This window comes from Streptomyces roseolus (assembly GCF_014649855.1).
GTDB classification, from domain to species: domain Bacteria; phylum Actinomycetota; class Actinomycetes; order Streptomycetales; family Streptomycetaceae; genus Streptomyces; species Streptomyces roseolus.
This window is the reverse complement of record NZ_BMTV01000011.1, coordinates 74,166-86,590: the sequence shown is the minus strand read 5'-3', so window position 1 is coordinate 86,590 and position 12,425 is coordinate 74,166. Positions and strand designations below refer to the sequence as shown.

Below are 12,425 nucleotides of genomic sequence, written 5' to 3'. Positions count from 1 at the left end.
CGTCACCCGGCCGCCTCCCCTCGCCACGCCGTCAGCGCGGTGCCCGGGCGCCGGTGGCGGCGCGGGCGGCGCGGTCGGCGATGCGGGTGGTGGAGCGGCCGTCGAGATACGGCAGGACGACGGTCTGCCCGCCCCAGCTCCGCAGCACCTCGGCCTCCGGCAGGGCGTCGGCCGAGTAGTCGCCGCCCTTGACCCACACGTCGGGCCGCAGCGCGGCGAGCAGTGCCTGCGGGGTGTCCTCCTCGAAGGCGACGACGGCGTCGACGCTGCCGAGCGCCGCCAGCACCCGCATGCGGTCCTCCAAGGGCGTGAGCGGGCGGCCAGGCCCCTTCAGCCGCCGCAGCGACTCGTCCGAGTTCACGCAGACGATCAGGCAGTCGCCGATGCGGCGCGCGCTGTCGAGCAGGCCCACGTGGCCGGCGTGCAGCAGGTCGAAGCAGCCTCCCGTGGCCACCACGCTGCCGCCCGCGGCCCGCACGCTGTCGGCGAGCGCGAACGCGTCGCCCGTCGCGGGCCGCGCGGGCCCGTCCCGGCGCGCCTCCTGCCAGAGCGCGGGGGCGGAGGCGCCGCCGGCCGCGACGAACGCGGCGGCCCCGGAGACCGCGCGCTGCACCGCTTCCTCGGGGAGGGCGCCGTCGGCGAGCGCGACGGTGGCGTGGGCGGCGAAGCAGTCCCCGGCCCCGCACGGGTCGCCCGTCGCCGGGTAGGGCACCGGGACGAGCATGGGCGCCGCGGATCGCGGGCGGGTGAGCAGCGCGCCGCGGTCCCCGAGCGTCACCGCCACGCAGACCGCGTCCCACCGCTCGGCGAGTTCGGCGCCGCGTCGGGCGTGCTCGCCCAGGGCGTCGCCCTCACCGGGCGAGAGCGCGGCCGCCTCGGCGGCGTTCGGGGTGACGAGCCGGGCGCCGGGGACGGGCGCGCGGCCCCGGGGATGGGGGTCCCACACGAGGGGCACGTGCCGGGCCGCGTCGGCGAGGAGCGGCCGCACGGCGTCGGCCGCGCCCCTGCCGTAGTCGGCCACGAGGACGGCGCGGGCCCCGAGGAGGACGTCCCGGACGGCCGCCGGGGCCGGTCCGACCTCGCCGCCGCCCCGGTCGACGCGGATCAGGGGCCGGCCGCCGGCCAGGACGCGGGTCTTCACCGGCAGCGTGCCGTCGAGCGGCAGCTCCACCAGCCGGACCCGCCCCCGCAGCATGTCGCGGACGGTGTCGCTGGCCCGGTCCTCGCCGAGAGCGGTGACCAGCACGACGTCCCGGCCGGACCGGGCGGCGAGGACGGCCGCCAGTCCGGCGCCGCCGGGGCGGGAGAGCTCCGTCGTGACGTCGACGACGGGCACCGGGGCGTCGGGCGCCATCCGGTCGACGACGCCCTGGACGTCACGGTCGAGCAGGACGTCGCCGACGACGACGAGCGGACCGGGGGCGGTCACGGCGCCCCCTTGAGGGCCTCGACCCCGTTGGGGGGTCTCCGCACGCCGGCGGCCCGGCGGGCGGTGGCGGCGGAGGCGGCGAGCGCGGCGTCGAACGACTCGCAGAGGAGGTGCACCGCGACCAGGTGGGCCTCCTGCACCGTCGCCGTGGCCGCCGCGTCGATGCACAGGACCTGGTCGGCCGCTTCGGCGAGCGGGTTCGGGGAGGCGCCGGTCAGCGCCCAGACCTCGACCCCGGTCGCCCGTGCCGTCATCGCGGCGGAGAGCAGGTTGCCGCTCCGCCCCGACGTGGAGAGGAGGACCAGGACGTCACCTGGCCGGCCGTGCGCCGCCACCTGACGGGCGAAGACGTTCTCGAACCCGTAGTCGTTCCCGATCGCGGTCACGCTCGACGTCTCGGCGTGCAGGGCGATGGCCGAGTAGGCGGCTCGTTCCTCCCGGTAGCGTCCGACCAGTTCGGCGGTCAGGTGCTGGGCCTGCGCGGCGCTGCCGCCGTTGCCGGCGGCGAGCAGCCGCCCGCCGGCGGGCAGCACGTCGGCGAGCCGGTGGCCCCAGTGGGCGAGCCGGTCCAGGCCCTGGGCGCGCAGGCGTTGCAGGGCGGTCTGGAGCGACTGGCAGTGGCGGTGCGCTTCCGCGTGCGAGGGTGTCTGGCTCATGGCGTCGGGCCGGCCGCTCGCGCGAGCGGCCGCCCCACCTCCTTCGGGTGTCGAAGCTGTGCCGGGGGGACGGCGGGGGCGGCCCGGGCGTACGGGGCGTACGGGGCCGCCTGAGGCGTCATGGCGTCCGGGCGGCGGCGAGGTGCGGGGCGAGCGCCGCGTGGTAGGCCCGCTCCGTGGCCGCCGCGACCCGGTCCCAGCCGTACCGGCTGGTCACCCGGCGCCGCCCGGCCGCGCCCTGCGCGGCCCGCACGTCCGGGTCGGCCAGCAGCCCGGCCACGGCGTCCGCCAGGGCCCGGGGGTCTCCGGGCGGCACCAGCCGTCCGGTCTCCCCGTCCGCCACGGTGTCGAGCTGTCCTCCGACGGCGCTCGCCACGACGGGCCGGCCGCAGGCCATGGCCTCCAGGGGCACGATGCCGAAGGGCTCGTAGTCGGCGGGGCACAGGACGACGTCGGCGCTGCGCATCAGGGCGGGCACGTCGGCGCAGGGGATGGCGCCGAGGAAGCGCACCCGGTCGGCGACTCCGGCGGCCCGGGCGAGGTCGCGCAGGCGCCTCACCTCGGGGTCGTCGTCGAGCCACGCGGGATCGGGGCCGCCGGCGATCACGAGTTCGGTGTCGGGCAGGCGGGTGAGCGCGGCCACGGAGACCGCGGCGCCCTTGCGGGGCACGAGGCGGCCTATCTGGAGGAGCCGGTGGGCGTACCGGGTGTCGCGCCCGGCGACCGGGCCGTCCGGGCGGAACCGCTCGGCGTCCACTCCGCACGGGACGACGTCGGCCTTCTCCGCGGGGACGCCCATCCGTTCGAGTTCGGCGACCTCGTCCCGGCAGGTGGCCACGATCCGGTCGCAGCCCAGGCCGATCTCCCGCTCCGTGCCGATGCGCGAAGGCGGGCTGGTGTCCGCGCCGCCCTGGTGCCGCTTCTTGACGGTGCCGAGCGCGTGGTAGGTGTGCAGCAGCGGCAGCCGCAGTTCGCGTGCGGCCGTGAGCGAGGCGAGGCCCGACATCCAGAAGTGCGAGTGGATCAGGTCGGGGCGTCTGCCGTGCTGCCACTGCGCGGTGAGGTGGTGGGCGAACTCCCGCATGTGGGGGAGGAGTTCGTCCTTCGGAAGGTGTTCGGCCGGGCCGGCCGGGACGTGGTGCACCGTCACTCCGGGGCGCAGGCTCGTCCGCTCGGGCAGGTTCCGGCTGTCGCGCCGGGTGTAGACCGCCACGCGGTGGCCGAGGTCGGCGAGGGACCCGGCCAGACACGCCACGTGCACGTTCTGGCCGCCCGCGTCGACTCCGCCGAGGGTCGCGAGCGGGCTCGCGTGCTCGGAGACCAGCGCGACGAAGAGCGGTCTCCGGGACCGGCGGGCCGGGACGGTGGTGCTCGGCGGGGACGAGGTCATGACCGTACCTCCGTCATCAGGCGCTCCCAGTCGTCCAGGAAGCGTTTGAGGCCGTAGCGTTCGAGGGCCGCCTGGCGCGCCCGGGCGCCGTCCTCGGCCGCGGCCTCCGGTTCGTCGAGGTAGTGGCGTACGGCGCGGGCCAGCACCTCGGGCCGGGTGGAGAGGACTCCGGTGCCGGGCCGGACCGCCTCCACGGCCTCCGTGGCGGCCAGCGCCACCACCGGCATCCCCAGGTGCATGGCCTCCAGCAGGGACAGTCCCAGCGACGTCCAGCGGACCGGGTGCAGGTAGACGCGGCGTTCCGCGAGCGCGGCGTGCAGGTCCCGCTGGGGCAGTTCGTAGGAGCGGCACCGCCCGGGAGGCAGGCCCAGGTGGCCGGCGAGTCCTTCGGTGCGCATCCCGAAGACGTCCAGTGGCGCGGACTCCGCCAGCTCCGGCAGCAGGTCGGTGCCGGTGTACCGGCCGCGGCGGACCGGCTCGTTGACGACCACCGCGGCGCGGGCCAGGGAGCCCGTGTAGAGGTGCCCCGGGTCGACGATGCCGTGCTCGATCACCTCGGCGCGGGTGGTGCCGTTGTCCCAGTAGAGCCGGTTGAAGTGGGTGACGTGCACCAGGGTCAGGTCGTCGCGGTCCGCGCACGGGTGGCGGGTGTCCGGGACGTCGCCGTCGGGCGCGTTGTGCTCCAGGTACACGGCGGGGACGTCCCGGCCGGGCCGGCGCCGGAGCCAGCGCTCGGCGAGTTCCGCCTCGTGGGGTCGTTGCAGCACCACGAGGTCCACCGGGGTCTCGGCGAGTTCGGCGGGCGTGACCTCGCGGACGGAGTCCGGCCAGACGAAGGTCCTGGCCCGTCCCAGGCCGTCGGGTCCCCGGTCGGGGGTGACCGGTACGAGATAGGTGTGGGGCCCCTGGACGAACGCCGTGGTCCAGGAGCCGTGGACGTGCCACAGCAGGATGTTCATGCGTGTCCTCCTCGGTCGGTCTTCCCGGAGGCCCGGGCCGGGTCCGGGCTCCCCGGCCCGGGCGCGGTCTGGTCCGGATCCCCCGGCTCGCGCCCGGCCCGCCGACCGGGGTTTCCCGGCTCGGGCCCGGCCTGGTCCGGGTTCCCCGGCTCCGGCGTCAGGAGGCCGGCCACGGCGGCCAGCACCTCGTCGTCGCCGACGCCGTCCAGACAGGGGTGCCCGGCCACCGGGCATGCGCGTGCCCTGCTGCCGGCGCAGGCCGCCTCCTGGTCGCCGAGCAGGACGTGGGGCACCCGGTACGGGCGCCACCGTCCGGCCGGCACCACGGGGGCGAAGGCGCAGACGACCGGGGTCCCCACGGCGCAGGCCAGGTGCATGGGGCCGGTGTTGCCGGTCACGACGACCCGGGCGCCCGCGAGGACGCCCGCCAGTTCGTGGAGGTCGCCCGTGGCGCCGCCCAGGTCGAGTCCGTGGCGGCCCGCGACCTCGGCGGTCAGGTCCTTCTCCGCCCGGCTGCCGGTGACGACCACCCGGTGTCCGGCTCCGTGCAGGGCGGCGACGGCGCGCGCGGCCCGGTCGGCGCTCCACCTGCGGGAGGCCACCGCGGCCCCCGGGTGCAGCACCACGTAGGGCTCGGGTCCGGTGAGCCGCGTCGTGTCGGGCGGCGGCTGGACGCGCAGGGCCCCGTCGTCCCCCGGCGGCAGGGAGTAGCCGAAGGCGCGGACGAGGTCGAGCGCGGCCTCGGCCTCGTGGCGGCCGGGCCGGCGGTGGTGCCTGAGGGCGAGCAGGGAGCCGGGGTACTCCTCGCAGTCCGCGGCGACCCGCTCCACGCCCGCGAGGGCGAGCAGCAGGGCGGTGGGCAGCGGGCTCTGGTGGTACGAGACCAGGACCACTCCTTGGTCGAAGCGGCCCGCGGACAGGGCGTCCACCAGCAGCTCGCACTCCTCGCGGGAGGTACGGCCCGGTTCGAGCCCGACCCAGGGGGCCTCGTAGACCAGGACCTGGTCCACCCCGGGCAGCAGCCGGGCCGCCGGGACCCCCTGCGGTCCGCAGAGCAGCGTGGTGTGCGAGGAACCGGCGGCGACCGCGCGCACGGCGGGCCCGGCCAGCAGGACGTCCCCGGCGCTGTCGAGGCGGACGACGAGGCTGCGCGGGGCGGTCACCGGACGGCTCCCGGGGCGCGCACGGGTCCGCCGGACGTCAGGACGAGCCGGACGGCCGCATGGAGGTCGGGCGCGGTCTCCGCGGCGGCGGCGACCTCCTGGGACAGGGTCACGGGGGTCGGCACCAGGACGCCTCGCGCTCCGGCGGCCTCGGCGGCTCCCATGTCGGCGCCGATGTCACCGATGACGACGGTGCGCTCCGGGGACGCTCCGAGCCGTTCGCACGCGGCGAGGACCAGGCCCGGTGCCGGCTTGCGGCAGTCGCAGCCGCGGGCGGGGCCGTGCGGGCACACCGCCCACACCGCGAACGGGCCGAACAGGGCGTCCACGCGCCGGCGTACGGACTCCACCTGCCGCCGCGTCAGCAGGCCGCGGGCGACGCCCGACTGGTTGCTGACGACGCCGACCGGTATTCCGCGCTCGCGGAGGGTCGCTATCGCGGCGCGGGCGGCGGGCATCGGGATCACGCGGTCCGGGTCGCCGTTGTAGGGGACGTCGACGACGAGGGTTCCGTCGCGGTCGAAGAGGACCGCGTCCGGGAGCCGGTCGGCGACCGGTGGTCGGGGTGGGGAGGCGGGGCCCTTGGCGGGGGCGTCCCACAGCCAGGGGCCGTCGGGAAGCGGGTCGTCGGGGAGGGCGGGCCCGAGGGGCGAGGGCTTCATGTCCGCACCCTTCCGCGCGGGGTGCGCCGTGGATCGACCGCGTCTCCGCCCGGCGGGCGCGCGGGTCCGAGGGGGCGGGCCGTCCGGTGCGCGGCGTGGCCGCGCAGCCAGTGCCAGGTGGCCACGGGCGGGATGAGGGCGCTGGTCACCAGCATGGTGGTGACCTCGGCACCGCTCCTGGGTCCGGGTGCGATGCGGGCCGCCGCGAACTCCGCGGTGCCCGCCAGCCAGCCGGCCGCGCACGCCGCGGCGGCGCCGTACCTGCCCGCCAGGGCGCAGCCGACGGCCGCGGCGGCCGCCCCGCTGACGGCGAGGTGGCGCCTCAACCGCCCGCGGGGGGCCGAGGCACGCTCCCACCAGGCGCGTCCGTGGAGGCGGGTCATCAGCACGTCGTCGGCGTTTCCCGCCTGGACGCGCACGGACACCCAGCGGTCGACGGGCCGTACCGGATGCGTCGTACGGCGGGTGCCGGGGGCCAGGTGCCAGCCGCCGTCGAGAAGGCGCAGGGCCAGGTCCGCGTCCTCGCGGAAGGCGCGCGGGAAGCGTTCGTCGAAGCCGCCCGCCGCTTCCAGCGCCTCGCGCCTGAAGGCCATGTCGGCGGTGATCCAGCGGGCGGTCGCCAGCCCCGCCGTGTTGCGTTCCCAGTCGGTGGGCCTGCGGTCCGGCGGAAGCGGTACGTCGATGCGCGCGGTGACGGCCGCGGTGTCCCGGGAGGCCGAGGCCAGGTCCCGGGCCAGGGCGCGGCCCCAGCCGGGCCCGGGCACGACGTCGTCGTCCAGGAAGACGATCCAGGGGACGCGGCCGGCCGCGCGGGCACCGGTGTTACGGGCGGCGGCGGGGCCCCGCCCCGCGCCTGCCACGACGGTGGTCACCGGCCGCAGCGCCGGCGGCACGTCCAGGACGGGCGGCCGGGCGTCGGGGCCCGGGCGGTCGTGGACGAGGACGACGGCCGTCGGTCCGGTGCCGTCGGCCGTAGCGGAGGCCAGGGCCTCCAGACAGACCTGGAGGCTGGGCCTGCCGAGGGTGGGGACGACCACGGCGTACGGTGCGCGGGTCGACTGCGGGCCCATCCCGTCACGCTCCCTGTCCATCTCGTCACCCTCCCTGTCCGTCGTGGTACAGCGGGCCCCGTCGCACGGCGAAGGGCCCGATGGCCAGCAGGTCCACGGGGGACGAGCCGAAGCACTCCAGCGCGTCCCTGGGGTCGTCCACCATGGGCCGGCCCGCCGTGTTCAGGCTGGTGTTGACGACCACCGGCAGTCCGGTACGCCGCTCGAACTCGGTGAGCATGCGCGCCACCAGCGGTTCCCGTTCCGCGTCGACGGTCTGGATGCGGGCCGTGCCGTCGACGTGGACGACGGCCGGGATCCGCTCGCGCCAGTCGGGGGCCACGTCGTGGACGAAGAGCATGTACGGGCTGGGCAGGGGGCCGTCGAAGATCTCGGCCGCCCGCTCGGCGAGCACCATGGGCGCGACGGGCCGGAACTGCTCCCGGCCCTTGACGTCGTTGAGCCGTTCCAGGTTGCCCGCGTGGCCGGGGTGGGCCAGGAGCGACCGGTGCCCCAGGGCCCGCGGCCCGTACTCGGAGCGCCCCTGGAACCAGGCGACGACGGCGTTGTCGGCGAGGGCCTCGGCGACGGTCGCGGCGATGTCCGCCGGGCGTTCGAAGGGGACTCCGGCCGTCTTGAGCCAGGCGCCGATCTCCGCGTCGGACCAGTCGCGGCCGAGGTCGGCGCCGGTCATCGGTTCCGGCTCGTCCCCCGCTCCGGCGGCGAGGAGCAGCGCCGAGCCGAGGGCCGTACCGGCGTCGCCGGCCGCGGGCTGCACCCAGACCCGCGCGAACGGGCCTTCGCGGGCGATGCGGGAGTTGGCGACGCAGTTGAGGGCGACGCCTCCGGCCAGGGTGAGGACGGAGTCGTGGGTGCGTCCGTGCAGCCAGCGCGCGAGGTCGAGCAGCGTCTCCTCCAGTACGGCCTGGGCGCTGGCGGCGACGTCCGCGTGCGCGGCGGTCCACGGCTCGTCCGCGCCCCGGGGCGGGCAGAACTCGTGCCAGGGGACGCCGGTCGCACGGAAGCCTCCGTCACCGGTCGGGTGCACGTACCGCCTCAGTTCGGCCAGCATGCGCGGGGTGCCGTGCGAGGCCAGGGCCATCACCTTGAACTCGTCCGACGACCTCAGGAAGCCGAGGTGGTCGGTGAGTTCCTCGTACACGAGCCCCAGCGAGTGCGGGAGGTCCTGCGCGTACAGCGGTTCGAGGCGGCTGCCGGTGCGACGCGCCGCCAGGTGGGAGGCGCGCTCGCCGCGCCCGTCGAGGACCAGGACGGAGCTGCTGTCCGCGCCGTCGGCGGCGAAGGCGCCCGAGGCCGCGTGCGCCATGTGGTGGGGCACGAACCGCACGAGGGCCGGGTCGAGACCGGGGAGGGCCGTGGCGAGGAAACCCGGTGCCTCGCGGGCGTACGTCTGCCGCAGGTGGTCCCACGGGTCGTGGAGGCCCAGCTCGTCGGCGGGCAGGGCGAGTGCCGGATCGTAGGAGTACGCGACGGCGTCCAGGTCCTGCGGGCGCAGACCCGCGCGGCGCAGGCACCAGGCGGCGGCCTGCTCGGGGAGCTCCCAGGCGGAGAAGGGGACGGGCCGCTTTCCGTGCTTGCGGCGCGAGAACCGTTCCTCCTCCGCGGCGGCGACGGTACGGCCGTCGACGACGAGCGCGGCGGAGGGATCGTGGAAGAGCGCGTTGATGCCGAGAATACGCATGGCGGTACGGGCCTTTCGGCGGGGACGGGCAGGGTCGTCGACGGCGGTGCGCGGACGTGCGCGGCCCGCTTCGGCGGCGGTCGGAGACGGACGCGGCGACGGTCGGAGACGGCTCACGGGACCGGCGGCCGGCTTGTCCCGGGGTCAGTTGCCGGGGTGGGCGCGGAACCAGTCGATGGTGCGGCGCAGTCCTTCCTCGGCCGCCACCTGCGGCTCCCACTGGAGCTTGTCCCGGGCCAGGGTGATGTCGGGACAGCGCACGGCGGGGTCGTCCGTCGGACGCTCCACGAAACCGATCTCCGAGTCGGAGCCGGTCAGTTCGATGATCCACCGGGCGAGGTCCAGCATGGTCAGCTCGGCGGGGTTGCCGAGGTTCACCGGCCCCGGCATGCCGTGCGCGGCGGCCGCGAGGATGCCCGCGACCGTGTCGTCGACGTAGCAGAGCGACCGGGTCTGCAGCCCGTCGCCCGTGACGGTGAGCGGGTCGCCCGCCAGGGCCTGCCGGATGAAGGTCGGCACGGCTCGCCCGTCGTGCCCCCTCATGCGCGGACCGTACGTGTTGAACAGCCGCACCACACAGGTGTCGGTGCCGAGTGCCGTGCCGTGGGCCGTGGTGAACGCCTCACCGAAGCGCTTCGCCTCGTCGTAGACGCTCCTCGGACCGACGGGGTTGACGTGGCCCCAGTACCGCTCGTTCTGCGGATGCTCCTGCGGGTCGCCGTACACCTCGGAGGTGGAGGCGAGGAGGAACCGGGCCTCGCTGCGGTGTGCGAGCTCCAGCGCGTTGCGGGTGCCGAGGCTGCCGGCCTCCAGCGTGTGCAGGGGGAGCCGGAGGTAGTCGGCCGGGGAGGCGGGCGAGGCGAGGTGGAGGACGAGGTCGGGCGGCCGTTCCACGGTGAAGGGCCGCGAGACGTTCGCCTCCTGGAGGGTGAAACCGGGCCGGCCCACCAGGTGCTCCACGTTCGCGGGCCGCCCGGTGCTGAAGTCGTCGACGCAGGTGACCGCGGTGCCGGCCGCGATCAGGGCGGAGCACAGGTGCGAGCCGACGAAGCCGGAGCCCCCGGTGACGACGGCGTGCTCCCAGGTTCGTGACGCGAGAGGGCCCATGGTGATCTCCTCACAGAGGGGAGGGAAGGCGCGGGGCACAGGGCGGGGGCCGGTGCTTCCCACCGCGTCGCCTCGCACCTGGGGACAGCCCGCAGGATGCCCTCAGCCTGCCGAAGGGCACGCCACGACGCTCGAGCGGGAGGGCATCCGGGTGAACACGCGGAGTGACCTCGCGGTCCCGGACGCGGTCCGGACCGGCTGTGGCCGTGACGGGGGCGGCGTCGGCGCGAATCTCCGCATACGGGGCGGAACGTCGGGTACCGGCCAGCCATGGGCCCGGTACACCGGCCCAGGGCGCGGGCCGCCCCGGCGGCCCCGAGACGGAACGACCGAGGAGGCACCATGGCGGACGGAACGGCCGGCGGCACCGAGTCCGGCGGGATCACCGGCACCAAGGACAAGGACTACAACCTCATCTGGTACGTCGAGAGCTGTCTGGCCAACGCCCTGCGGCTGGAGACGTACATCCAGGACGCGGAACGCGAGAACGACGACGAGGTCGCCGAACTCTTCCGCAAGGCCCAGGCCGACAGCCGCAAGGGCGCCGAACTCGGCAAGCGGCTCCTGAGCGCCCGCATGGGAGGCTGACGTCCCCATGAAGGCAGTCGTGTGGCACGGCATCGGCGACATACGCCTGGACGATGTGCCGGAGCCCAGGATCCAGGACCCGTACGACGCGATCGTGCGCATCACCACCTCCGCGATCTGCGGAACCGACCTCCACTTCGTCCGCGGCACGATGCCCGGCATGAAGGAGGGCCGGATCCTCGGCCACGAGGCCGTAGGCGTCGTCGAGGAGGTGGGGCCCGGAGTGCGCAACCTCCGGGCCGGCGACCGCGTGGTCGTGCCGTCGACGGTGGCGTGCGGCGTGTGCAGTTACTGCCGCGCCGGCTACCACGCGCAGTGCGACAACGCCCATCCGGGCGGCCGGCGGGCGGGCACCGTCTTCTTCGGCGGCCCGGAAGCGGCCGGCGGCCTGGACGGACTCCAGGCCGAGTACGCCCGGGTGCCCTTCGCGCAGGTGGGACTCGTCCCCCTGCCCGACACCGTGGACGACAACCAGGCCGTCCTCCTGTCCGATATCTACCCGACGGCCTGGTTCGGCGCTGAGCTCGCCGAGGTGGGGGACGGCGACACGGTCGTGATCGTGGGAGCCGGGCCCGTGGGTCAGGCGGCCATCGCCTGCGCCCGGCTGCAGGGTGCGGGCCGGATCATCGTGGTCGACGGGGTCGCCGACCGGCTGGACCTGGCCCGGTACCAGCACGCGGAGACCGTGGACTTCAACGGTGAGGACCCGGTCGAAGCCGTGCTCGACCTCACCGGGGGCATCGGCGCGGACCGCGTGATCGACGCGGTGGGCGTGGACGCCCAGCGCCCTTCGCGCGGCCCGGCGGCCGAGGCACTGGGCGACCAGGCGGAGCAGTTCGCCCACGAACGCGCCGAGGCGGCGCCGGAGCAGAACCCCGACGGGGACGCCTGGGTGGTCGGGGACGCGCCGTCCCTCGCGGCCCGCTGGTCGGTGCAGATGGCCGCCAAGGCCGGAACGGTCGGCACGGTCGGGGTCTATCCGCCGCAGGTCCAGCACTACCCGTTCGGCGAGGCGTTCATGAAGAACCTCACGCTGAAGGCGGGCAACTGCCACCACCGCCGCTACCTGCCCCACCTCGTCTCCCTGGTCGGCTCCGGCGCCCTCGACCCGACCCCCCTCGTCACCCGCTGGTCCGGCCCCGAGGACGCCATCGCCGCGTACCGGGCCTTCGACCGCAGGGAAGCGGGCTGGACCAAGGTCGCTCTCGGTTTCGACGATCGGGGGGCCGTCGCACCGGGCATGGGCGAGGAGGCCGGCACCGGAGCCGCCACCACCGCCGGCTCCCACGAGGGGACCAGCGGCTGACTCCTCACCCTGCCCGAGCCAGAAAAGCATGTATGTCCTGTTTTGCCCCAAGGGTGTCGGGCACGCGCCAGGCGACGGCAAGCGATGACGAGCTGATGGGAGTGACCTGCGATGCCCGAGCCGGGAAGCAAGAAGTACGACACCCGACGCGCCAGGTCGCGCAAGGACGCCGAAGACGCGGGCGTACCGGACGCGAAGGCGAACGACCGGGCCAACGAGTCGCTGCAGGAGGACCCGCGGTGGCGGAGCGGGGGTCCACGGACCGAGCGCGGCCTGGGGCCGAAGGGCGAGAGGCCGAAGAAGGCCGAATGACCCGAGGCACGGCCGGCCGCGAGCCGTGAGGAGAGGCCGGGTGTCGTCGGCAGGCACGCCGATGGGGAGGAAGCCTTCGGGCGCGGGCCTGTCGGCCGCCGA

General features: G+C 75.8%; 12 protein-coding genes. 3 read left to right on the top strand and 9 right to left on the bottom strand.

The features are described from left to right. Positions 1-31: 31 nt before the first annotated feature. From rfaE2 to IE245_RS15320, 9 genes are all read right to left on the bottom strand, one after another. The gene (gene rfaE2 / locus IE245_RS15360) at positions 32-1,429 is read right to left on the bottom strand and encodes a D-glycero-beta-D-manno-heptose 1-phosphate adenylyltransferase (RefSeq protein WP_229851300.1); all 1,398 of its coding nucleotides are present in this window, start codon (positions 1,427-1,429) and stop codon (positions 32-34) included. After that, the gene (locus IE245_RS15355; RefSeq protein WP_189947665.1) at positions 1,426-2,085 is read right to left on the bottom strand and encodes a D-sedoheptulose-7-phosphate isomerase; all 660 of its coding nucleotides are present in this window, start codon (positions 2,083-2,085) and stop codon (positions 1,426-1,428) included. Before IE245_RS15355 ends, rfaE2 begins: the two co-directional genes overlap by 4 nt. A 118-nt stretch (positions 2,086-2,203) precedes the next feature. Then, positions 2,204-3,475: a glycosyltransferase gene (locus IE245_RS15350; protein ID WP_189947663.1), complete on the bottom strand. Its 1,272-nt coding sequence runs from the start codon at positions 3,473-3,475 to the stop codon at positions 2,204-2,206. Beyond that, a complete protein-coding gene (locus tag IE245_RS15345; protein WP_189947661.1) occupies positions 3,472-4,434 on the bottom strand; it encodes a glycosyltransferase in 963 nt (320 codons plus the stop codon). The genes IE245_RS15350 and IE245_RS15345 overlap by 4 nt, the downstream gene beginning before the upstream one ends. Then, positions 4,431-5,597, bottom strand: a complete 1,167-nt coding sequence (locus IE245_RS15340; RefSeq protein WP_189947659.1) for a glycosyltransferase family 9 protein — start codon at positions 5,595-5,597, stop codon at positions 4,431-4,433. The genes IE245_RS15345 and IE245_RS15340 overlap by 4 nt, the downstream gene beginning before the upstream one ends. After that, complete coding sequence (locus IE245_RS15335) at positions 5,594-6,259, bottom strand: D-glycero-alpha-D-manno-heptose-1,7-bisphosphate 7-phosphatase (RefSeq protein WP_189947657.1); 666 nt, start codon at positions 6,257-6,259, stop codon at positions 5,594-5,596. The genes IE245_RS15340 and IE245_RS15335 overlap by 4 nt, the downstream gene beginning before the upstream one ends. Next, complete coding sequence (locus tag IE245_RS15330) at positions 6,256-7,350, bottom strand: glycosyltransferase family 2 protein (protein ID WP_229851299.1); 1,095 nt, start codon at positions 7,348-7,350, stop codon at positions 6,256-6,258. The genes IE245_RS15335 and IE245_RS15330 overlap by 4 nt, the downstream gene beginning before the upstream one ends. 4 nt (positions 7,351-7,354) lie before the next feature. After that, positions 7,355-9,010: a carbamoyltransferase family protein gene (locus IE245_RS15325; protein WP_189947655.1), complete on the bottom strand. Its 1,656-nt coding sequence runs from the start codon at positions 9,008-9,010 to the stop codon at positions 7,355-7,357. Positions 9,011-9,154: 144 nt separating this feature from the next. Further along, a complete protein-coding gene (locus IE245_RS15320) occupies positions 9,155-10,117 on the bottom strand; it encodes an NAD-dependent epimerase/dehydratase family protein (protein WP_189947653.1) in 963 nt (320 codons plus the stop codon). A 342-nt stretch (positions 10,118-10,459) separates the two neighbouring features. Here IE245_RS15320 and IE245_RS15315 point away from each other — a divergent pair, with 342 nt between their 5' ends. The 3 genes from IE245_RS15315 (at position 10,460) to IE245_RS15305 (ending at position 12,323) form a co-directional block, all read left to right on the top strand. Next, positions 10,460-10,705, top strand: a complete 246-nt coding sequence (locus tag IE245_RS15315) for a hypothetical protein (RefSeq protein ID WP_189947651.1) — start codon at positions 10,460-10,462, stop codon at positions 10,703-10,705. 7 nt (positions 10,706-10,712) lie between these two features. After that, the gene (locus IE245_RS15310) at positions 10,713-12,011 is read left to right on the top strand and encodes a zinc-dependent alcohol dehydrogenase (protein WP_189947649.1); all 1,299 of its coding nucleotides are present in this window, start codon (positions 10,713-10,715) and stop codon (positions 12,009-12,011) included. A gap of 111 nt (positions 12,012-12,122) precedes the next feature. Next, positions 12,123-12,323, top strand: a complete 201-nt coding sequence (locus IE245_RS15305; RefSeq protein ID WP_189947641.1) for a hypothetical protein — start codon at positions 12,123-12,125, stop codon at positions 12,321-12,323. Positions 12,324-12,425: the final 102 nt, after the last annotated feature.

What these genes read in the sequence shown, in the direction of transcription:
- IE245_RS15355 (WP_189947665.1), bottom strand. Translation starts at nt 2,085, where the DNA reads ATGAGCCAGACACCCTCGCACGCGGAAGCGCACCGCCACTGCCAGTCG.
- IE245_RS15350 (WP_189947663.1), bottom strand. Translation starts at nt 3,475, where the DNA reads ATGACCTCGTCCCCGCCGAGCACCACCGTCCCGGCCCGCCGGTCCCGG.
- IE245_RS15345 (WP_189947661.1), bottom strand. Translation starts at nt 4,434, where the DNA reads ATGAACATCCTGCTGTGGCACGTCCACGGCTCCTGGACCACGGCGTTC.
- IE245_RS15335 (WP_189947657.1), bottom strand. Translation starts at nt 6,259, where the DNA reads ATGAAGCCCTCGCCCCTCGGGCCCGCCCTCCCCGACGACCCGCTTCCC.
- IE245_RS15330 (WP_229851299.1), bottom strand. Translation starts at nt 7,350, where the DNA reads ATGGACAGGGAGCGTGACGGGATGGGCCCGCAGTCGACCCGCGCACCG.
- IE245_RS15325 (WP_189947655.1), bottom strand. Translation starts at nt 9,010, where the DNA reads ATGCGTATTCTCGGCATCAACGCGCTCTTCCACGATCCCTCCGCCGCG.
- IE245_RS15320 (WP_189947653.1), bottom strand. Translation starts at nt 10,117, where the DNA reads ATGGGCCCTCTCGCGTCACGAACCTGGGAGCACGCCGTCGTCACCGGG.
- IE245_RS15315 (WP_189947651.1), top strand. Translation starts at nt 10,460, where the DNA reads ATGGCGGACGGAACGGCCGGCGGCACCGAGTCCGGCGGGATCACCGGC.
- IE245_RS15310 (WP_189947649.1), top strand. Translation starts at nt 10,713, where the DNA reads ATGAAGGCAGTCGTGTGGCACGGCATCGGCGACATACGCCTGGACGAT.
- IE245_RS15305 (WP_189947641.1), top strand. Translation starts at nt 12,123, where the DNA reads ATGCCCGAGCCGGGAAGCAAGAAGTACGACACCCGACGCGCCAGGTCG.